The 20,878-nt window shown below is 67.9% G+C and carries 19 protein-coding genes; 7 read left to right on the top strand and 12 right to left on the bottom strand.

What is annotated here, in order from left to right; translation table 11 throughout:
* Positions 1-62: 62 nt before the first annotated feature.
* From C2U31_RS12570 to C2U31_RS12560, 3 genes are all read right to left on the bottom strand, one after another.
* Entirely contained in the window at positions 63-620 is a 558-nt protein-coding gene (locus C2U31_RS12570; RefSeq protein ID WP_103273096.1) for a biotin transporter BioY, read from the bottom strand.
* A gap of 77 nt (positions 621-697) precedes the next feature.
* Positions 698-1,294, bottom strand: a complete 597-nt coding sequence (locus C2U31_RS12565) for an energy-coupling factor transporter transmembrane protein EcfT (RefSeq protein ID WP_103273095.1) — start codon at positions 1,292-1,294, stop codon at positions 698-700.
* A 12-nt stretch (positions 1,295-1,306) separates the two neighbouring features.
* Positions 1,307-1,984, bottom strand: coding sequence for an energy-coupling factor ABC transporter ATP-binding protein (locus tag C2U31_RS12560; RefSeq protein ID WP_103273094.1), 678 nt, complete (start codon positions 1,982-1,984; stop codon positions 1,307-1,309).
* A 55-nt stretch (positions 1,985-2,039) separates the two neighbouring features.
* On the opposite strand from C2U31_RS12560, the gene msrB reads away from it, so the two are divergent.
* The 4 genes from msrB (at position 2,040) to C2U31_RS12540 (ending at position 4,165) form a co-directional block, all read left to right on the top strand.
* Positions 2,040-2,438 (top strand): peptide-methionine (R)-S-oxide reductase MsrB, encoded by a 399-nt coding sequence (gene msrB, locus C2U31_RS12555; protein WP_103273093.1) that lies wholly within the window; start codon positions 2,040-2,042, stop codon positions 2,436-2,438.
* An 8-nt stretch (positions 2,439-2,446) separates the two neighbouring features.
* Positions 2,447-3,034: a septation protein A gene (locus C2U31_RS12550; RefSeq protein WP_103273092.1), complete on the top strand. Its 588-nt coding sequence runs from the start codon at positions 2,447-2,449 to the stop codon at positions 3,032-3,034.
* A 67-nt stretch (positions 3,035-3,101) separates the two neighbouring features.
* Positions 3,102-3,371: a BolA family transcriptional regulator gene (locus C2U31_RS12545; RefSeq protein ID WP_103273091.1), complete on the top strand. Its 270-nt coding sequence runs from the start codon at positions 3,102-3,104 to the stop codon at positions 3,369-3,371.
* Positions 3,372-3,388: 17 nt separating this feature from the next.
* Positions 3,389-4,165 (top strand): peptidylprolyl isomerase, encoded by a 777-nt coding sequence (locus C2U31_RS12540; protein WP_103273090.1) that lies wholly within the window; start codon positions 3,389-3,391, stop codon positions 4,163-4,165.
* 94 nt (positions 4,166-4,259) lie between these two features.
* On the opposite strand, the gene C2U31_RS12535 is transcribed toward C2U31_RS12540, so the two are convergent.
* Genes C2U31_RS12535 through C2U31_RS12520 form a run of 4 tightly spaced genes read right to left on the bottom strand, consistent with a single transcriptional unit; the run spans position 4,260 to position 8,252 of the window.
* Positions 4,260-5,240 (bottom strand): alpha/beta fold hydrolase, encoded by a 981-nt coding sequence (locus C2U31_RS12535; RefSeq protein ID WP_103273089.1) that lies wholly within the window; start codon positions 5,238-5,240, stop codon positions 4,260-4,262.
* A gap of 3 nt (positions 5,241-5,243) precedes the next feature.
* A complete protein-coding gene (locus C2U31_RS12530) occupies positions 5,244-6,086 on the bottom strand; it encodes a TauD/TfdA family dioxygenase (protein WP_103273088.1) in 843 nt (280 codons plus the stop codon).
* A 22-nt stretch (positions 6,087-6,108) separates the two neighbouring features.
* Entirely contained in the window at positions 6,109-7,257 is a 1,149-nt protein-coding gene (locus C2U31_RS12525) for a Xaa-Pro peptidase family protein (protein WP_158658362.1), read from the bottom strand.
* Between the two features lie 20 nt (positions 7,258-7,277).
* Positions 7,278-8,252 carry a tripartite tricarboxylate transporter substrate binding protein gene (locus C2U31_RS12520; RefSeq protein ID WP_103273086.1) on the bottom strand — a complete coding sequence of 325 codons (975 nt, stop codon included), beginning with the start codon at positions 8,250-8,252 and terminating at the stop codon, positions 7,278-7,280.
* Positions 8,253-8,397: 145 nt separating this feature from the next.
* On the opposite strand from C2U31_RS12520, the gene C2U31_RS12515 reads away from it, so the two are divergent.
* Positions 8,398-9,192: an IclR family transcriptional regulator C-terminal domain-containing protein gene (locus C2U31_RS12515; protein ID WP_103273085.1), complete on the top strand. Its 795-nt coding sequence runs from the start codon at positions 8,398-8,400 to the stop codon at positions 9,190-9,192.
* 14 nt (positions 9,193-9,206) lie between these two features.
* On the opposite strand, the gene ligA is transcribed toward C2U31_RS12515, so the two are convergent.
* From ligA to smc, 3 genes are read right to left on the bottom strand one after another with little or no spacing between them, the layout of a single operon-like run.
* Complete coding sequence (gene ligA / locus C2U31_RS12510; RefSeq protein WP_103273084.1) at positions 9,207-11,312, bottom strand: NAD-dependent DNA ligase LigA; 2,106 nt, start codon at positions 11,310-11,312, stop codon at positions 9,207-9,209.
* A complete protein-coding gene (locus C2U31_RS12505) occupies positions 11,312-12,373 on the bottom strand; it encodes a cell division protein ZipA C-terminal FtsZ-binding domain-containing protein (protein WP_103273083.1) in 1,062 nt (353 codons plus the stop codon). The genes ligA and C2U31_RS12505 overlap by 1 nt, the downstream gene beginning before the upstream one ends.
* A gap of 45 nt (positions 12,374-12,418) precedes the next feature.
* Positions 12,419-15,949, bottom strand: a complete 3,531-nt coding sequence (smc, locus tag C2U31_RS12500; protein WP_103273082.1) for a chromosome segregation protein SMC — start codon at positions 15,947-15,949, stop codon at positions 12,419-12,421.
* A gap of 309 nt (positions 15,950-16,258) precedes the next feature.
* On the opposite strand from smc, the gene lplT reads away from it, so the two are divergent.
* Positions 16,259-17,566, top strand: a complete 1,308-nt coding sequence (gene lplT, locus C2U31_RS12495; protein ID WP_103273081.1) for a lysophospholipid transporter LplT — start codon at positions 16,259-16,261, stop codon at positions 17,564-17,566.
* Between the two features lie 250 nt (positions 17,567-17,816).
* Here lplT and C2U31_RS12490 read toward each other — a convergent pair whose 3' ends face one another.
* On the bottom strand, positions 17,817-18,776 hold the full coding sequence (locus C2U31_RS12490) for a uracil-DNA glycosylase (RefSeq protein WP_233772745.1): 960 nt from the start codon (positions 18,774-18,776) through the stop codon (positions 17,817-17,819).
* A 2-nt stretch (positions 18,777-18,778) separates the two neighbouring features.
* Positions 18,779-20,011, bottom strand: coding sequence for a tRNA (adenosine(37)-N6)-threonylcarbamoyltransferase complex dimerization subunit type 1 TsaB (gene tsaB / locus C2U31_RS12485; protein ID WP_103273080.1), 1,233 nt, complete (start codon positions 20,009-20,011; stop codon positions 18,779-18,781).
* A 130-nt stretch (positions 20,012-20,141) separates the two neighbouring features.
* On the opposite strand from tsaB, the gene ompR reads away from it, so the two are divergent.
* Positions 20,142-20,876 carry a two-component system response regulator OmpR gene (gene ompR / locus C2U31_RS12480; protein WP_003813882.1) on the top strand — a complete coding sequence of 245 codons (735 nt, stop codon included), beginning with the start codon at positions 20,142-20,144 and terminating at the stop codon, positions 20,874-20,876.
* The last annotated feature ends 2 nt before the right edge of the window (positions 20,877-20,878 follow it).

The following is a 20,878-nucleotide window of genomic DNA, read 5'->3' as shown; positions in this document are numbered from 1 at the left end:
CTGGAAAGCCCCCCATGCGTCAGTTGGGGGATTCCCTGTCCTCATGCGTCCGCCCGCGAGCCTCAACGGCCCGGCATGGGCCAGACGCGCGCCACGCGCGACGCCACCCAGGCGGCCACGGCTGCCTTGATCAGATCGCCGGGCACGAACACGGCCACGGCCAGCGCCGCCTTGCCCAGGTCCATCTTGGCGACAGAGGCCAGCCAGGGCACGCCGCAGGCATACACCACCGCGATGCCACCGACCACGCAGGCGACCGCATAGCCCGCCACGCCGGCCCAGGTGCCAGGCGCCCGGCCCGCCAGCCGGCGCGCCAGCCAGCCCGTGACAAAGGCGCCGATCGGCATGCCGATCAGGAATCCGCCGGTCGGCCCCAGGAAGGCCCCCATCCCGCCGCGTCCACCCGGCAGCACCGGCAGGCCGATGGCCGCCAGCGCCAGATACAGCAGGCAGGCCAGCGCCCCGCGCACCGGCCCCAGCATGGCGCCGGCCAGCATGGCGCCCAGCGTCTGCAGCGTGACCGGCACCGGAATGGCCGGCAGCGGAATCGGCGGCACCAGGCTCAGCACCACGATGAGCGCCGCGAACAGCGCCACCAGCACGGTATTGTTGGATTTCATGGCATTCCCCTCCCTAGGGACGATTTTCCCGGATGATTCTTCCCGGATGATGAAAGCGCGGTCAAGAGGCGTCGCGTTCAGGGACTGCGCGCGTCGATGGCTTCGGAGACTTCCTGCGCCCGCTTCAGCGTCAGGACGATCAGCGGCACGATCAGCGCCAGGGGATTGGCGCCGAGCCCGCGCGCGGCCTGCGCCTCGCGGATCTCATGGAAATTGCGCCAGATCTCGGGAACGAAGCGCAGCGCCAGCGCCAGGGCCAGCGCCACCTTACCGGCATCGAGCAGGCCCAGGCGCTGCAAGGGCAGCAGCGCCCATTCACATACCGCGATCAGATCGGCGGTGCGCGTGGTCAGCGTCACGGCCAGCGCCAGCCCCACCATCGCGCCGACCCGCAGCAGCACCGCCAGCGCCTCGACCCAACCTTGGAAAAAGCCGGTGAACAATCCCAGCGCCAGCAGAACCCACGCCAGGCCGCGCAATTGGCGCAAGAGCAGCGCGGCCCCGGCGCCGCTGGACCAGACCAACCCGGCGGCCACGGCCAACGCCAGGCCCAGCCAGCGCGGATCGCGCAGCGCGAACAGCCCCGCCCCCGCCGCGCACAGCGCCAGCAGCTTCAGTCCGGCAGGCAGCCGGTGCAGTCGGGAATTGCCTGCGATATAGAGCGGTTCGAGCATGGGCGGCCGCCCTCAGGCGAAATGATCACGGTACCAGCGCAGGGCGGCGGCCGGCTGGTCGTCGGCGGCGACGCGTCCATCGGCGATCACCAGCACCCGGTCGAAATCCTCCAGCAGCGCCAGGTCGTGGCTGACCACGACGGCGTCGTGGGCCAGCCCGGCGATCGCATCGCGGACGCGGTTGCGATTGCGCAGGTCCAGTTGGGTGGTCGGTTCGTCGAACACCACCAGCGCCGGATCCATCACCAGCACCGCGGCCAGGGCGACCAACTGGCGCTCGCCCCCGGACAGGCTGTGGCTGGCCCGGTCCGCCAGGTGAGCCACGCCCAGGCGTTGCAACTGATCCTCGATGCGGGCCTCGCGGCGGGCGCGGTCGGGTTCCAGCTGTTTCAGGCCGAAAGCCAGGTCTTCGCGCACGATGGGAAAGACGATCTGGTTTTCGGGATTCTGAAACACGAAGCCGACCCGTCGCCGCACGGCTTTCAGGTCCTGGCGCGTATCCAGCCCGTCCACGCTGACCCGGCCCGAGGTCGGCAAGGCCAGGCCGTTGAGCAGGCGCGCCAGCGTGCTCTTGCCGGCGCCGTTCGGGCCGACGATGCCGACGCGGCGCTGTGCCAGCGTCAGGCTGAGCCCGCGCAGCACCTCGGCTTGCGGCGTGGAAACGACCACCTGGTCAAACTGGATTAACATGGGGCGGGATTATGCCCGAACCATTCCGGGCCTCGGGACTCCAAGAGCGCTATATATGGACAAAGTACGCAAATCCGACGCTGAATGGCGGGCCCAGCTGTCACCGGAAGAATACGTCGTCGCCCGCCAAAAAGGTACGGAACGCGCCTTCACCGGCCGCTACTGGAACACGTTCACCCACGGCATCTACCGCTGCGTGGGCTGTGGCACGCCGCTGTTCGCTTCCGACACCAAATTCGACGCCGGCTGTGGCTGGCCCAGCTACTTCGAGCCGATCGACCCGGCGCGGGTGCGTGAAGAGCGCGACATCAGCCACGGCATGGTGCGCACCGAGGTGCTGTGCAATATCTGCGACGCCCACCTGGGCCACGTCTTCCCCGACGGCCCCGAGCCCACCGGGCTGCGCTATTGCATCAATTCGCTGTCGATGACGTTTGAACCGCTGGAAGACTGAAGCCCCGCATGAAGAAGTTCCTGTTCGACCTGTTCCCGCTGATCCTGTTCTTTGTCGCCTACCGGTATGCGGACATCTTCATCGCCACCGGCGTCGCCATGGCGGCCGCCGTGCTGCAGATCGTCTGGCTCAAGCTCACCGGCAAGGCCATCGAGGCCATGCACTGGATCAACCTGACCGTGATCCTGGTGTTCGGCGGCGCCACCATCTGGCTGCACAGCGATGTCTTCATCAAGTGGAAGCCGACCGTGCTGTACTGGCTGTTCGGCGGCGCGCTGGTGCTGGCGCGGCTGTTCTTCCGCCGCAACCTGATCCGCGGCCTGATGGAAAAGCAGATCCAGCTGCCCGACCCGGCCTGGGAAAAGCTCAACCTGGTCTGGGCGGGTTTCTTCCTGGTGGCCGGCGCGCTCAACCTGTACGTGGCCTTCTCCGGCCAGTTCACCGAGTCGCAATGGGTCAGCTTCAAGGCCTTCGGCCTGATGGGCCTGATGATCGTGTTCGTGATCGGCCAATCGCTCTGGCTGGGCAAACATATCCAGCCCGGCGAAGAGACGTCGTCCGATTCCGGCGCGTCCGGCGGCAAGCCGCAACCCTGACCCCTCATTTTTTCCGCCATCGACGTCCCGCGCGGGCGGTCGACGGCGGAACCTCTACCCTACCAACATGTCAGAAACCACCGACCGCATCGCCCTGATCCGGGAGCGCCTGGCCGCGCTGGAACCGGTCAGTCTTGAAATTCAAGACGAGTCCTATTTGCACGCAGGCCATGAAGGAAGTAAAAACGGCGCCGGCCACTACCGCGTGCTGATTGTGGCGCCCTGCTTCGCCGGGCAGTCCGCCGTCGCCCGCCATAGGCTGGTGTATCATCATTTGCAAGATTTGATCCCCTATCCGATCCATGCGCTTGCGCTAGACGCACAGGCTCCCAAATAGAAGGTAAAAGGACTTTCATGAAACGCATCGTCATGCTGGCCGCCGCTTGCGCCATCGCCCTGCCGGCTTTTGCCCAGAACGTGGCAACCGTCAACGGCAAGGCCATTCCGCAGAAGAGCCTGGATCAATTCGTCAAGCTTCTGGTCACCCAGGGCGCTACGGATTCCCCGCAGCTGCGCGAGCAGGTCAAGCAGGAAATGATCAACCGCCAGATCTTCGTGCAGGCCGCCGAATCCAACGGCATCGCCAAGCAGGCCGACGTGCAGACCGAGATCGAACTGGCTCGCCAGGGCATCCTGGTGCGCGCGCTGATGGCCGACTATCTGGCCAAGCACCCGGTGTCGGACGCCAAGGTCACGGCCGAGTACGAAAAGATCAAGAAGGAACAAGCGGGCAAGATGGAGTACAAGGTCCGCCACATCCTGGTTGAAGACGAAAAGACCGCCAACGACCTGCTGACCCAACTGAAGGGCAACAAGGGCAAGTTCGACGATCTGGCCAAGAAGAACTCCAAGGATCCCGGCAGCGCCGAAAAGGGTGGCGACCTGGGTTGGGCTCCCCCGACCAACTACGTGCAGCCTTTCGCTCAGGCCGTCACGCAGCTGAAGAAGGGCCAACTGGTCGACAAGCCCGTCCAGACGCAGTTCGGCTGGCACATCATCCAGGTCGACGACACCCGCCCGGTGCAGTTCCCGCCGCTGGATCAGGTGCGCCCGCAGATCGAGGAAATGCTGCGCCAGCAAACCCTGGCCGACTACCAGAAGGACCTGCGCGAAAAGGCCAAGATCCAGTAAGGATCGGCTGATCGCCCAGGAAGAACTGCCCGCGCATGCGGGCAGTTTTTTTTCGTCCGCGGCCTGGCGCCGACAGCGGCCAGCTCCGCCGCATTCAGGCCAGTGCCCGGCGCAGGCAGACATCCCACAGCGGCCCTTCCAGCGCGGGCGAGGCATGGCCATAGCGTCCGGCCACCGTCATGGGATGCACGCAGGGCGGCAAGGCGGTTTCATCGCCGGGCGGAAACAGCAGGTCCGACGCGCAGCGCAGCCAGTACAACGGCGCGCGCAAGGACGCGAGCGCGTGGCGGACGTCATGGCGGCAGGCTGCCGCCCGCAAGGCGGCCATCGACCAGGGCGAAAAGCGCGCCGCCCAGGCGCGCGCCTCGGCGTCCAGCGCCTGCCCGGGCTCGGGCGCGCCGGCATCGGCCAACCACAGGCCCCGGCCATAGCGCATCAAGGCGTCCCGCCGCGCCGCGACCCACTGCTCTTGCGCCAAGGCATCGCCGGCCCGCCGCGCGGCGGCCAGGCGCCGCAACGCGATCACGTCGCTCCAACTGCCGCCGCCGCGCGGCCCGGACGCCAGCGCCAGCGCCCGCCCGAGTGGCACGGGCGGATCGAGCGCCCACTGGAACGCCTGATAGCCGCCGTAGGAATAGCCCACCACCGCATCCAGCCGCGCAACGCCCAGCGCGCGCAACCACAGCCCCTGCAGGCGCACGCTGTCGGTGATGGTGAAGTCGGGAAACGAGGCGGGCAATTCCGCATCCGGCGCGCTGCTGCCAAAACACGAGCCCAACGCATTGGGCGCCAGCACGCAGGTATGGCGCGTATCCAGCGCGGCGCCGGGCCCCAGCCACCCGGATGCCCATCCCGCATCAGGATGGACTTCCCCGCTGACAGGCGCGAGCGCCTGCTGGCTGCCGGAGATGCCGTGCAGCAGCAGCACGACGGCGCGGGCCTGCGCCGGCTCGGGCCCGTAGCGGCGCCAGGCCACGCGCGCCGGCGCGATGCGACCGCCGCCGTCCAGCGCCATGCTCTCGATCCTGGTCTCGCCGATGGCCTGGCAGGGATCGGCGCGGGCGGGACGCGTCATGGCCTATACCGGACGCTCGCCCATGACCGTGGTCCGATAGATCGTCCGCCGCAGGCTGGCCGGCAGCTCCCGCGTGGTCGCCTTGTGCATCACGCAGCGGTTGTCCCACATCACGACATCGCCCGGCGACCACTGCAGCGCGTACTGGGATTCCGGCTGGGTGCAATGCGCGAACAGGCGTTCCAGCAGCTCCCGGCTGTCCTCTGCGCCCCACCCCGCCACCTCGGCGGTCATGCCGGGATGCACGTACAGCGCTTTCATCCCCGTCTCCGGGTGGGTGCACGCGATGGGATGTTCCACGTCCGGTGTCTCCGCCAATTGCGTCGCATCCATCACCACGCGGGTGCCCTCGTCGGCGCGGCTGCTGCGCGGGCGATACCGATGCACGGCCTTCAATCCGTCCAGCTGCGCCTTGATCGCATCGTCCAGCGTGTCGTAGGCGCGGTACATGTTGATGAACAGCGTATTGCCGCCTTCGGGCGGAATGGTCTGCGCGTTCAGGATGGTGGCCTTGGCGGGACATTCGCGAAAGGCGAAATCCGAATGCCAGTAGGAACCGCCGTCGGCAATGCCCGCGGGCACGCCGTTCTTGACTTCGTTCGACAGCACGAAGATCTCGGGGTACTCGGGATGGTTGTACTGGGCCAGCACGTGGATATCCAGTTCGCCGAAGCGGCGGCTGAAGCGCAGCTGCCCTTCCGGCGACAGCTGCTGATCCTTGAAGACCAGCAGCTGATGCTTCAGGAACAGTTCGTTCACGGCGACAAAGGCCGCGTCGTCCAGCGTTTCGAGATCCACGCCGCGCACTTCGGCGCCGATGAGCGGACTGAGAGCTTGGGCTTTCATGTTCGGGCTCCGAAGAATGGGTTCAAGGCAGGCGATGGACGCGGGCCTCGGTGCGCAGCAGCGGCTCGGCGCCGTGCTCACCGATCAGGACGGGGTATTCGAGCCGCATGCCGCCCAGGCCGGGCCGGTACAGGTGCGTGCCCAATGCCACCACCATGCCCGGCGTGACCTCGTCGTGGCTGCGCAGGTTGATGAAGGGACGGGTACGGGCGCAGGTGCCCAGGCCGTGGCCGAACAGGGGCAGGCCGAACTCGGCGAGCCCATGCTTTTCAAACACGGCGATGCCGCGCCGCGCGCAGTCGGCGATGGCGCGCCCCGGCGTCAGCGCGGTGAGCATGGTCTGCACGGTTTCCTCCCAGCAATCGATCAAGGCGGCCTGCGCCCCGGTCGGCCGGCCCAGGAAGATCGGCAGCGCCGTGTCGGCCATGTACAGATCCAGCAGCGGATGCAGGTCCAGGATGACGAATTCGTCGCGCCCGATGGGCCGGTCGGTCGCCTGCTGCGTGACGCCGCGCAGGAAGCCGGTGCGTTCGCCCGCCCCCACCTCGGTGCCGCCTGTCACCGCCCAGGACCAAGTGCTGCCGCGCCGCCGGATGGCGCGTTCGATCTCGCCGGCGATTTCATTTTCGGTGGCGCCGGCCCGCACGGCATTCATGCCCTGCTCGAAACCATAGTCGGACACTTCGGCGGCATGGCGCAGGCGCTCAATCTCGGCGGCATCCTTGATCAACATGAGATCGTCGATCACATCCACCCCGTTCTCGAACCGGGCCTTGGGCAATTGCCCGGACAGGGAGAAGAACTCGGCAGCGGTCAGCATGCCCGGCGCGATCTGCGCGGCGCCCTGATGCGCCAGGTCCAGGGCGACCTTGCCCTGCGCCAGGCCGTGGTGCTCCAGCCGCTGGCGGATCAGCTGCGGAAAATCGGCGAACTCGAATTCATGCACGTCCATGTCGTGGCCTTCGGCGCGCACGCGCGCGGCGTCCATGGCCCAATAGATGAACTCGCAGTGGCCCGAAGCCGTGACCAGCACGGCGCCGCGCCAGGGCATGAACGCCCCGCTCAGATAGTGCAAGGCGCCCTGGCGGGTGCCGAGATAGGCGTCGAAACCGAGTTCGCGCGCGTGCTGGGCGACCCGTTTGCGGCGGGCCTGGAAATCGATGGGCAACATAGGGATTCCTTGGCGGAAGTTCAGGAAACGGAGGCGCCGGACGCCTTGACCACGGGCGCCCATTTCTCGGTTTCCTCTGTCGTGAACCGGGCGAATTCATCGGGTGTGCTGGCGACCGGATCGGCGGCCTGCGAGGTGAGCTGCGCCTTGACCTTGGGGTCGGCCAGGGCCTTGGCGATCTCCTGCTGAAGACGATCCACCACCGGGCGCGGCGTGCCCGCCGGCGCGAACACGCCGATCCAGGACGTCATCGCATAGCCGGGCAGCGTTTCCGATACCGAAGGCACGTCCGGCTCGGCCGGCGAGCGCTTGGGCCCAGTGACGGCGATGGCGCGCAGCTTGCCCGCCTTGATCAAGGGCTGGGCGATGACCAGGCTGTCGAACGCCAGATCGGCCTGTCCGCCCATCACATCCGTCAACGCCGGCAGGCTGCCCTTGTAGGGGATGTGTTGCATCTTGATGCCCGCCATCTCGTTGAAAAGTTCGCCCGACATGTGCATCGACGTTCCGCTGCCGCCCGAGGCCCGGTTGAGTTCACCCGGATGGGACTTGGCATAGGCGATCAGGTCGGCCACCGAGTTGATCGGCAGCTTGGGGTTGACCACCACCACCAGCGGGTAGGACACGACCTGGGTCACCGCCACCAGATCCTTCAGCGGCTGGTACGGCATCGACTTGTACAGCGTCTGGTTGATGGCGTTGGTGCCGATCGTGCCCATCAGGATGGTGTAGCCATCGGGCGCGGCCTTGGCCACGGTGTCCGCGCCGATGTTGCCGCCGGCGCCGGGCTTGGCCTCGACGATGACAGGCACGCCCATGCTCTGGGTCATGCGCTCGGCAAGCAGGCGGGTGACGATTTCCGTGGGGCCGCCCGCGGCCGCGGGCACGATGAAGCGGATGGGCTTGTTGGGATACGCGTCGCCGGCGGCCACGGCGACCGCCGCGCCCAGCGCCAGGACGACCGCGCCCGTGGCGCGGATGAATCTGCTGCACATGGCCTTCCTCCTTGGATGCGTGTCCGTGTCATGGTTGAGACCGGACATCTTTTGGCGAACATTTGTTCGCTAAACATCATTTTATGGAGAAAGCGCCGGATGTCAAACTACAATCGCAGGCATTGCAGAACACCATCGTGAACCCATGGATTCGACCTTGCCGGAAACCAGCGAAAAGAAAGAAGAGTTTCTCGACAGCCTGGCCAATGGCCTGCAGCTGTTGCGCATCTACGCCACAGGCGTGGCCAGCGTGACGGTGCAGGAAGCCGCCGAGCAGCTGGACGTCACGCGCGCGGCTTCGCGCCGCATCCTGCTGACGCTGGAAAAGCTGGGATATGTACGGCAGGACGGCAGGCAGTTCTCGCCCACCCCCAAGGTCATGGACCTGGGATATGCCTATTTCGCGTCGCTGAGCCTGCCCAGGCTGGTGCGGCCGGTGATGCAGGATGTGGCGCGCGCCTTGGGTGAAACCTGTTCGCTGGGCGTGCTGGACCGCGAGCACGTTGTGTTCCTGGCGCGCGAGGAAGCGCCCAAGCTGCTCAAGCTGGACCTGACGATCGGCAGCCGCCTGCCCGCCTACGCCCACTCGCTGGGACGTGCGCTGCTGTCGACGCTGGACGACGAGGCGCTTGACCAGTATCTGGAGAACGCCGAACTCAAGCGCCTCACGCCCTACACCACGGTCTCGAAGACGGCGCTGCGCAAGCTGATCCGCCAGGTGCGCAGCGACGGCTACAGCATTTCGGTCAGCGAGCTGGTGGATGGTTTTGCCGGCGTGGCCGTGCCGCTGCGCAACCATGAAGGCAAGGTGGTGGCGGGCCTGAGCGTCAGCATGGTGCTGGGCGCCCGCTCGCCCGATGAGCTGCGGCGCCAGCACCTGCCCGCGCTGCAACGCGCGGCGGCAACGATACTCGACTCGATGCCGCGCAGCAGCATCTGACCCCGCCGGCGTGCTCAGCCGTCCAGGCCCAGCAGCGCCTTCAGCGCATCCTCGTCCAGCACGGTGACGCCCAGTTCCTGCGCCTTGGCCAGCTTGCTGCCGGCCTCTTCGCCCGCCACCAGATAGGCGGTCTTCTTGGAAACCGAGCCGCTGACCTTGCCGCCCGCCGCCTGGATGCGCATCGAGGCTTCCTCGCGCGTCCAGTTGGGCAGCGTGCCGGTCAGCACGAAGGTCTTGCCGGCCAGCGTGGTGTCTTCGGGCACGGCCTCGGCCACCGGATGCACGCCCTGCGCCTTGAGCTGTTCGATGACATCGCGGTTGTGCTGTTCGGCGAAGAAGCGGCGGATGGAGCCCGCCACCACCGGTCCCACGTCCGGCACGGACGACAGCGCGTCCTCGTCGGCGTCCATGATGGCCTCGATGCTGCCGAAGTGGCGCGCCACGTCGCGCGCGGTGGTCTCGCCGACATGGCGGATGCCCAGCGCGAACAGCAGGCGTCCCAGCGCCGGCGCGCGGGCCTTGTCGATGGCCTCGACCAGGTTGTCGGCAGACTTCTGGCCCATGCGGTCCAGGCCCACCAGTTCGAGAGGCCGCAGGCTGTACAGATCGGCCAGCGACTTCACGCGGCCGCTGTCGACCAGTTGGTCCACCAGTTTTTCGCCCAGCCCTTCGATATCCAGCGCCTTGCGGCTGGCGGCGTGCCACAGCGTCTGCTTGCGCTGCGCGCCGCAGAACAGGCCGCCGGTGCAACGGGCGATGGTCTCGTCCTCCAGCCGCTCGATGGCCGAGCCGCAGACCGGACAGGCGGTGGGCATGACGAACTCACGCGCGTCGGCGGGGCGTTTTTCCAGCACCGCGCCGACCACCTCGGGAATCACGTCGCCGGCGCGGCGCACGATCACCGTGTCGCCGATGCGTACATCCTTGCGCCGGATTTCGTCTTCATTGTGCAGCGTCGCGTTGGTGACGGTGACGCCGCCCACGAACACCGGCTTGAGCCGCGCGACGGGCGTGATGGCGCCGGTGCGCCCCACCTGCACCTCGATGTCAAGCAGGGTCGTGGTGGCCTCTTCGGCCGGGAACTTGTGCGCCAGCGCGAAGCGCGGCGCGCGCGCCACGAAACCCAGCAGCTTCTGCGCCGCCAGCGAATCGACCTTGTAGACCACGCCGTCGATGTCATAGGGCAGCGACGGACGCAGCGCCCCCACCTTGGCGTAATAGTCCAGCAGTCCCTGTGCGCCGCGGACGCGCTGATTGAACTTCACGTTGACGGGCAAGCCCAGCGAGCCCAGCCAGTCCAGCATGGCGCCATGCAGCTTGCCGGTATCGCCCGGCAGCGCCTCGGCGCCGGAAGCCTCCTCGTCGAACAGCCCGGCCTGCTCCTGCGGGATGCCGCGCAATTCGCCCCAGCTGTAGGCGAAGAAGCGCAACGGCCGCTTGGCTGTGATGCGGGGGTCGAGCTGGCGCAGGCTGCCGGCGGCGGCGTTGCGCGGATTGACGAAGATCTTTTCGTCTCGCTTGGCCTGCGCCTGGTTCAGTTTTTCGAAATCGGCGCGGTTCATCAGCACTTCGCCGCGCACTTCCAGCACCTTGGGCGCGGGGCCGCTGAGCTGCAGCGGAATAGCCTTGATCGTGCGGATATTGGAGGTGACGTCCTCGCCGGTCTGGCCGTCGCCGCGCGTGGCGGCCTGCACCAGGCGGCCGTCTTCGTAGCGCAGGCTGATCGCCAGGCCGTCGAGCTTGAGTTCACAGAAGTAGTCGGCTTCTTCGGCTGGGCCCAGGAGGCCCGCGCCGCGCAGCGTGTCAGTCACGCGGCGGTCGAAGGCTTCCACGTCCTCGGCCTCGAAGGCATTGCCCAACGACAGCATGGGCACGGCGTGGCTGACGCTGCCAAAGGCCGAGACCGGCGCCGCGCCGACACGCTGGGTCGGCGACTCGGGCGTGACCAGATCGGGATGCGCGGCCTCCAGGGCCTGCAGCTCCCGCATCAGTTCATCGTATGCCGCGTCCGAGATGGAAGGGTCGTCGTAGACGTAGTACCGGACGTTGTGCTGCTCGATCTCGGCGCGCAGACGCGCCGCGGCCTGTGCCGCGGTTTCACCGCCAGAGGGGCTGCTCATTATGCAAAGACCCGTTGCGCGCGCGCGCTGCCGGCGGGCAGGCCAGCCTGCTCCAACTGGCCGAACAGCACCTGCAGGCGCTCGTCGATCACGGTTTCGGAGCCATCGGCCAGCGGCTTGCCCTGGTCATCGACCAGTTCGGCGCGCAGGCGCGCGGCCAGCTCGCGGCCGACCTCGACCATGCGGCCGAAGGCGCGGCTGTCGGCCGGGCTGCAGGGCACGTCCAGCAGCAGGTACAGGCGTTCGATGCCGCCCATGCCGGCGTCGAACGCGGCGCCGTCGGCGCGCGACAGCGTGAAATGGGCCACGCCGTTGTCCGACGGCCAGGCCAGGCGGCTGCCGTCGGCGACGAAACCGGTGTCGCGGGCCACATTGAGCACTTCGGCGGCGGGCTGCGCGCCGCCCAGCAGCAGCGTCAGGCCGACCTGGGTGTCCAGCGCGGCGCAAGTGTCATCCAGGCGGGCGGCCTGCTCCAGCACGGCTTGCTGGTCCGGACCCTCGATGGTGGCTTCGAAGCGCTCGGCCAGGTCCTGGGCGCGCGCCCAGGCTTGCGACCATTCAATGGCCGTCAGCGGACCGCTGCGGTTGGCCAGCAGCACGGCCAGCGACATCGCGGCATAGCTCTCGCCTGCGTGGATGCGGGCGCGGTGGCGGCCCTGGTCGGTGGTGGCGAACACACGCATCGGCTTGCGGCCGACATGGCGCAGGCTTTGCAGGTAGGGCAGCACATCGGCGCCACGGGCCGGTTCGGCGAAATGAACCTCGATGACGACTTCGCAGGCGGGATCCGGCTCCTCGGCATCGTCGGCGTCGCTGCCGGCGTCCACCGGCACGGGCTGTTCGGGATGCGCGCGCGGCGCGTCGCCGCCCATGCCCGGCTCGCGACGCGGCGCGCCGACGGCCGGAGCCGCCCCGGCGCCCAGCAGGGGATCCTGCTCGCTGGTCGGGAAATGGCTTTGCATCTTGCGCCGGACCCGGCGGTCCTGCCACCAGTTGAAGCCCAGCACCAGCAGTATCAGCAAGACGCCCAGGGCAATCAGCCCGATCTGCAAATCACTCATGTGTAAATCCCGCGCCGTCAGCCGGCGCCCTTCTGAATATTGGGTTTATGCCGCTTCGGAGGCCATTTGCACGGCCGAATCTATATCTACCGCAACAATACGCGAAACCCCCTGCTCTTGCATGGTCACGCCGACCAATTGCTTGGCCATCTGCATTGCGATCTTGTTGTGCGAGATGAACAGGAACTGCGTCTGCTCGCTCATGTTGCTGACCAGGTTGGCGTAGCGTTCGGTATTGGCGTCGTCCAGCGGCGCGTCCACCTCGTCCAGCAGGCAGAACGGCGCGGGGTTGAGCTTGAACAGCGCGAACACCAGCGCGGTCGCCGTCAGCGCCTTTTCGCCGCCCGACAGCAGGTGGATGGTGCTGTTGCGCTTGCCCGGGGGCTGCGCCATCACCTGCACGCCGGCATCCAGGATTTCCTCGCCGGTCATGGTGAGCTTGGCCTCGCCGCCGCCGAAGAGCTTGGGAAACAGCTCGCCGAAATGGCCGTTGACGGTATTGAAGGTCTCTTGCAGCAGTTCGCGGGTTTCGCGGTCGATCTTGCGGATCGCGTCTTCCAGGGTTTCGATGGCGGTCATCAGGTCCTGGTGCTGCGAATCGAGGAAGCCCTTGCGTTCGCGCGAGGCGTTCAGCTCGTCCAGCGCGGCCAGGTTGACCGAGCCCAGCGACTCGATCTGGCGCGAGATGCGCGAGACTTCCGATTGCAGCCAGCTGGCGCGGCGCCATTCGTCGGGCTGGTTGGCCAGCTCCTGGGCCAGCGCCTCGCGGTCGACCTCGCGGGCGTTGAGCTGCTCGGTGAATTGTTCCTCGGCCAGGCGGGCGGCCTGCTCCTGCAGCTGCAGTTCGGTGATGCGGGCGCGGCGCGGCTCCAGCAGGCGTTCCTGCGTCAGGCGATCCTCGTCGGCCCCGCGCAGCAGGGCCGCCAGATTGTCCATTTCCTGGCGCGCGCGCGACAGAGCGTCCTCGCGCTCGGCGCGCAGTTCCAGCGCGTCCTGCAGGCCGGCCTGCGAGGCCGAGGCGTCCAGCTCGGCCAGGTCGGCCTGGAGCTGTTCGAGTTCGACATTGGCGCGCTGGCTTTGATCGGCGGCCAGCTGGCGGTTGCGCTGCAGGTCGGTGATGCGGACCTGGATGCCGCGCTCGGCGAATTCCGCCTCCTGCGCGGCGCGCTCCAGTTCGCGCAGCCGGGCGCGAGCGGCCTCGGCCTGGGCGGCCAGGGTCTCGCCTTCGATCTCGGCGTCGGCGAAACGCGACTGATGCTCGGCCAGTTCTTCGTCCAGCGCTTCGAAGCGGGCCTCGGCTTCCTCGCGCGTGGCGCGCAGGTCTTCCTCGTTGGCCGCGATTTCCTCCAGGTCCTGGCGCAGGCGCGAGGCGCGCTCGCCGGACTGCTCGGCCTGCTGCTGCAGGCGCGAATGCTCGAGCTGGATGTCGTGCACGCGGCGCGTGACTTCGGCCACGCGCTGGCGCGCCGGCGCGATCGATTGGGACACCTGCTGCCAGGCGACCTCGGCGCGGGCCACGGCGGCGCGGGCCTGGTCGGCGATCAGCTGCTGCGCCTTGATTTCGCGCTGCAGGTTCTCGATCTCCTGCTGGCGGGCCAGCAGGCCGGCCTGTTCGGAGTCGGGCGCGTAGAAGCGCACGCTGTGCGCGTCGACCAGATGGCCTGCCTTGACCACGCAGGCGGCGCCGGCCGGCAGCGTGGCGCGCATGGTCAGCGCCTGGGCCAGATCTGGCGCGGTATAGACCCCTGCCAGCCACTCGTTGAGCAGCGTGCGCAGGTCGGGATCGGTGATGCGCAGCAGGCTGGCCAGCGGCGTCAGCCCGGCGGGCGCTGCCGGCGCGGGGGCCGCGACCGGCAATTGATAGAAGGCCAGGCGCGCGGGCGGCGCGTCTTCGGCGAAGGCGCGGGCCCAGTCCAGGCTGCGCACTTCCATCGAGGCCATGCGTTCGCGCATGGCCGATTCCAGCGCGGTTTCCCAGCCCGGTTCGACGTGCAGCTTCTGCCACAGGCGCTGCAAGCCGGCCAGCTCGTGCTTGGCCAGCCAGGGTTCCAGCGCGCCCTGCTTCTGCACGTCTTCCTGCAGCTTGACCAGGGCGGACAGGCGGGCCTCCAGGCGCGCCAGGCTCTGCACTTCGGTCTGCGCGTCGCCCTGGGCGCGGCTGCGCTCGGCGTCGGCCTCGGGCACGCGGGCTTCCAGCTCGGCCAGCTGGCCCTGGGCTTCCTCGAGCTGGTCCTCGCCTGCCGCGCGGTCGCCGGCCAGCTGTTCCAGGCGCGCCGGATCCGGACTATGCAGCTCGCGCAATTCCTGCTGCAAGCGCTCACGGCGCTGTTCCAGCGCCTGCATCTGGCGGTCGGCGTCGCGCTGCGACTGCGCCACCAGGGCCAGGTTCTGCTCGACGCGCGCCAGCGCGGCGCGCATCTCGTCTCGGCCGCCGGCGGCTTCGCGCACGCGCTGCTCGACGTCGGGCAGCGACGCCTGGGCGTCCTCGGCGGCGGCGCGCGCCTCTTCGGTGCGGGCAGCGCCGGTGGCCAGGTCATCCTCGGCCTGGGCGATCTGTTCGGTGCAGTGCTCGCGCTGGGTGTTCCACTCGGCGATCTGCTGCTGCAATTGCTCGCGGCGCGCCTGCAGGCGGTTGCGCGAATCCACCACGTGGCGGATCTCGGCCTCCAGGCGGCTGACCTGGGCGTTGGCTTCGTAGAGCTGGCCCTGGGCGGAGTGGACCGCGTCGCTGGCGGCATAGTGCGCCTGGCGGCGCGATTCCAGCTCGGCCTCGCCGGCGCGCAGGCCGGCGATGGCGGCTTCCAGCTCGTTCTGCGCCTGCAGCATTTCCTGGGCCTTGCGGGCGCGTTCTTCGCGCGCGCCGGTTTCCTTCAGGAACCACAGCGAATGCTGCTTTTTTTCGCCGTCGGCCTGCAGCTCGCGGTAGCGCGTGGCGACTTCGGCCTGCGCCTCCAGCTTTTCGAGCTGGCTGTTCAGCTCGCGCAGGATATCCTCGACCCGGGTCAGGTTCTCGCGCGTGTCGGACAGGCGGTTTTCGGTTTCGCGGCGGCGCTCTTTATAGCGAGACACGCCGGCAGCCTCTTCCAGGAACACCCGCAGTTCTTCGGGGCGCGCCTCGATCAGGCGGTTGATCATGCCCTGGCCGATGATGGCGTAGCCGCGAGCGCCCAGGCCGGTGCCCAGGAAAATGTCGTGGATGTCGCGGCGGCGGACCTGCTGGTTGTTGACGAAATAGCTGCTGGTGCCGTCGCGGGTCAGCACCCGGCGCACCGCGATCTCGGCGTAGGTGCTCCACTGGCCGGCGGCGCGCCCTTCGCTGTTGTCGAACACCATTTCCACGGACGCGCGCGCGGCCGGCTTACGATTGCCCGAGCCGTTGAAAATGACGTCCTGCATGGACTCGCCACGCAGTTCCGAGGCCTTGGCCTCGCCCAGCACCCAGCGCACGGCGTCGATGATGTTCGACTTGCCGCAACCGTTGGGGCCCACCACGCCCACCAGTTGGCTGGGCACGGGGATCACGGTGGGATCGACGAAGGACTTGAAGCCGGCGAGTTTTAGCTGAGTAAGACGCACAGTACGATGACGGACCGGGTGGTGGGTTGAACGAAAGGCGTTAACAGACCGGGACCTGCCGCGCAGATTGCAAACCGGCCCAGGAGGGCCGGCGCGCATATGGCCCGTATGATACCGCAGGCGGTCTGTCCCCGAACGTGAACAAGCGTCAAGAGGCGTGACGCGCGCGCCATCCCGATACGGTCAAACCACGGGCAAACGCCGAGCCGGGCAGGACTGTGCCACCGGCTATACTCCCTGACACTTTTTGGAACGGCACACTATTCAACTAGCAGGCTGGCCGGCTCGGGCCAGGCATCGGGGACATTCTTGAAACGTGGTTTCTATCTGGTCATGGCCGCGCAGGCCTTCTCGTCATTGGCGGACAACGCGCTGTTCATCGCGGCGATCGCCCTGATACAGGAACTGCACGGGCCTGACTGGCTGGCGCCCATGATGAAATGGACCTTCGCCCTGGCCTACGTGGTGCTGGCCGCCTTCGTCGGCGCCTTCGCGGACTCCTTCCCCAAGGGCCGGGTGATGTTCAGCACCAATGCCCTGAAGGTCGCCGGCTGTCTGCTGATGTTCTCGTACGCCAGCCTGGGCATCGCCCCGGAATACCAGACGTATCTGGTGTGCGCGGCCTATGGCGTGGTCGGCATCGGCGCCGCCGCCTACTCGCCGGCCAAGTACGGCATCGTCACCGAAATGCTGCCGCCGTCCATGCTAGTCAAGGGCAACAGCTGGATCGAGGGCCTGACGGTGTTGTCCATCATCCTGGGCACCGTGCTGGGCGGCCTGCTGATCTCGTCGCACGTGTCCAACGCCTTGCTGCACCATTCCTTCATCGGCAAGCTGGTGCATTCGCCAGCCGAGGCGGCCATCCTGGTGATCGCCTTCGTCTACCTGCTGGCGGCCCTGTGCAACCTGATGATTCCGCAGACGCACGTGCGCTACCCGCCGCAGCAGAAGAACCCGATCAGGCTCATGGGCACCTTCTGGGGCTATGTCTGCGTGCTGTGGCGCGACAAGCTGGGCCAGATCTCGCTGGCCGTCACGACCCTGTTCTGGGGCGCCGGCGCCACGCTGCAGCTGATCGTCATCGAATGGGGCCGCAGCCACCTGGGCTACCAGCTGGACAAGGCCTCCATCCTGATGGGCGTGGCGGCGCTGGGCACCGTGGTGGGCTCGATCCTGGCCGGCCGCATTCCGCTGCGCCGCGCGCTGTCGGTGCTGCCGGTGGGCGCGGCCATGGGCCTGGTGGTGCTGCTGATGCCGCTGGTCTATGCCCCCTGGAGCGTCTACCTGCTGCTGCTGGTCACCGGCGGCCTGGCCGGCTTCTTCGTCGTGCCCATGAACGCCCTGCTGCAGCACCGCGGCCACGTGCTGCTGTCCGCCGGCCATTCCATCGCCGTGCAGAACTTCAACGAGCAGCTCAACATCCTGCTCATGGTCGCCATGTACACGCTGCTGCTGTGGCTGCAACTGCCGATCAACATCATCATCGTGATGTTCGGCACCGTGGTCGCCGTGCTGATGGTGGTCTTCATGCGCTGGTGCAAGCGCAACCTGCAGGCCAATCCTGAGCTGCAGGAACAGATCGGCCAGGAAGGTCACGGCCGGGCCCTGGGGGAGTAACCCACCCCCGAAGCGCCTTTGGCGCTTCCCCCTCAAGGGGGCGCCGCTGCGGACCGGCAGAGCCGGCTCCGCGCGGCCTCGATTGGGGCGGCAGTGTCGGAGGCCGTGCGTGTCTCTGGGGCGGCCCCTGTCACGCATACTGGCCAGCTCTGGCGCTTCAGCGCGGCAGCGCCCATTGGGCGCGCATGATGGCGGCGCGCCGTGCGCTCAGACTCAATCGCAGAAATCAGACGGCGCGCGGATGCGCGCGTCAGTTCAGGCTGGCGGCCAGCTTCAGGTCTTGCCAGGCGCGGGACTTTTCCACCGGGCTGCGCAGCAGGTAGGCGGGGTGGTAGCTGACGATCACGGGGATTTGCGGGCCGGCGTCGGTCTTGAGCTGGTGCACGCGGCCGCGCAGGCTGCCGATGGTGGCCTCGGTGCCCAGCAGCGTCTGGGCGGCGAAGCGGCCCAGCACCAGGATGCGCTCGGGCTTGAGCAGCTCGATCTGGCGCATCAGGTAGGGGCTGCAGGCGGCGATTTCCTCGGGCTTGGGGTTGCGGTTGCCGGGCGGGCGGCACTTGATCACGTTGGCGATGAACACGTCGCGCTCGCGGCTCATGCCCACGGCCGACAGCATGGCGTCGAGCAGCTGGCCCGAACGGCCGACGAAGGGTTGGCCCTGGCGGTCTTCCTGTTCGCCCGGCGCCTCGCCCACCACCAGCCAGCGCGCCGGCTGGCCGCCATGGCCGAAGACCGCGTGGCGGCGTCCCTGGCACAGGCCGCAGGCGGTGCAGGACACGACCTGCTCGCGCAGTTCGTCCAGGGTGGCGTTGCGCGCGCGCTCGGCCACGGGAATGAGCGGGGCCTCGGCGACTTCCGGCTCCTGCCTGGCGACCGGCTTGGGCGGCGGGCCGCTGCGCACGGCCGGGGCGACGCGCGCCGGCGCGTCCGGCCCGGGCGCGGCCTGCGCCTGCGGCGCCGCTGCAACGGGCAGCGCGACCGGCGAGGCCGGGTCCGAACGTTCGGCCCGAGCCGGACGGACGGACGCTTCCTTTTTCAAATCAACAACTTGTGCATCAACCTGGCGAGCGGCAGGCGCGGGCTTGAGCCACAACTTCTCCATGCCGATCTCGCGCAGCCAGATGCGCTGCAACGGGTTCACGCGTGGCGCGGCGGCGCCGGCCGGCGGGATGGCGGGCATGATGTCTTCGGGCGACCGGACGGCATTCATGCTCAGGCTCCGTTCGCGTCGAAACGCTTTTGCATGACCAGGGCGTCCTCGCGTCCGCCCTTGTCCGCCGGGTAATAGCCACGGCGCACGCCGATCTGCAGATAGCCGTGCTTCTTATAGAACGCGATGGCCGAGGCGTTGGATGGCCGCACTTCCAGCAGCACGCCCTCCAGGCCGCGCTCGCGTGCGCGCTGCTCGCACCAGTGCATCAGCTCACCGCCCAGCCCCTGCCGATGCAGGTCCCTGGCCACGGCGATCACCAGCAGATGGGCGACATCCGGCGCGAACATGAGGATACAGAAACCCGCCAGCCTGCCTTCCTGGCGCAAGGTCCAGGCGCCATAGCCGGCCGCCAGCGCATCGGAGAAATTGCCACGCGTCCAGGGGAAGGACTGCACATTGGCTTCCAGCGCGACCACCTCGTCCAGATCGGCGTCGGTCAGCGGTTGCGGCGTCGCCGGGATGGCCCGGCGCGCCTTGGGGTTGCCGCCTTCGCCGCGCATGCGCTCGGCGGTGGTGAAGGCGACCTTGTCTCTTACATAGAGCGGCGCGGCCAGCTCGGCCGGCACCGACTGCCCGCGCAGCCAGTCCTGCCGCGCCAGCCTGGCCACGCTGGCGGCTTCCGGACGCAGGACGTCGACCCGCTGCCAGGCAGGCGGCGGCGCCATGTCGGCCGCGTAGGCGTCCCAGGCATCACCGGCGATCAACAGCGGCGCGCCCAGGCGCCAGCCAGACTGATGATGTTGCGCCCAGGGCACGACTTCGGCGGCGGCGATCAGCATGGGCTCCTGGAGCGTCTCCCAGGAAGCCGGCTCGTCGCCTTCCGTTCCTGCCCGCCGGTAGACAGCCAGATAGACTTCATTCATGCGGGCGTCCAGCGCCACCAGCACGGCCTGGCCCGGCGCGGCTCCGGTCTGCGCGGCCACCGCCAAATGCGAAACCACCGGCAGCACCGGGATATCCAGTCCCAGGGCCATGCCCTGGGCCACGCCGCAGGCCACCCGCAAGCCGGTGAACCCGCCCGGCCCCTGGCCGAACGCCACGGCGTGCAGCGCGCCCGGGGCCAGTCCCACCTCGGCCAGCAGTTCGCCGGCCATGGGCAGCAGCTGCTCGGCGTGCTCCTGGGATCCTTCGTGCTCACGGACGGTGACGTCCAGCCGGCCGTCGGCCGCGCGCAACAGGGCGACGCCGCAGCGCGACGACGAGGTTTCCAGAGCCAGCAGGTTTAGTTCCATAGGTGCAGATTGTACGAAATTAGACGGCTTTGACCCGTCGAGAAGGGGGATTTCAACCAGGGCTCGCAATGTGTAATATCTTGTGAACGCCCTCTAGCCGCTGGTTCTTGTCACTGTTACATTTCCGGCCATGAACACTCAAAACACCACCCCCACCCGCAAAATCCTCGTCGTCGACGACGATCCGCGCTTGCGCGATCTGCTGCGCCGGTACTTGTCCGAGCAGGGATTCAACGTCTTCGTCGCCGAAGACGCCAAAGAGATGGGCAAACTCTGGCAACGCGAGCATTTCGACCTGCTCGTGCTGGATCTGATGCTGCCCGGCGAAGATGGCCTGTCCATCTGCCGCCGGCTGCGCGGTGGCCATGACAACACGCCCATCATCATGCTGACGGCCAAGGCGGAAGAAATCGACCGCATCGTCGGCCTGGAGATGGGCGCGGACGACTACCTGTCCAAGCCGTTCAATCCTCGCGAGCTGCTGGCCCGGATCAACGCGATCCTGCGCCGCCGCGGCACCGAGGAGCATCCCGGCGCCCCCAGCCAGGAAAACGAATCCATCGCCTTCGGCCCCTACGTGCTGAACCTGTCCACCCGCACGCTGACGCGCAACGGGGAACAGGTGCCCATCACCACGGGCGAATTCTCCGTGCTGAAGGTGTTCGCGCGTCATCCCAAGATTCCGCTGTCGCGCGACAAGCTGATGGAACTGGCCCGCGGCCGCGAGTACGAAGCCTTCGACCGCAGCCTGGACGTGCAGATTTCCCGCCTGCGCAAGCTGATCGAGCCGAACCCGTCCAAGCCCGTATTCATCCAGACCGTCTGGGGCCTGGGATACGTGTTCGTTCCGGACGGTGGCAGTTGATC

The organism is Achromobacter sp. AONIH1, from assembly GCF_002902905.1.
Lineage (GTDB): Bacteria > Pseudomonadota > Gammaproteobacteria > Burkholderiales > Burkholderiaceae_B > Achromobacter.
This window is presented reverse-complemented; position numbering and strand designations above follow the sequence as displayed.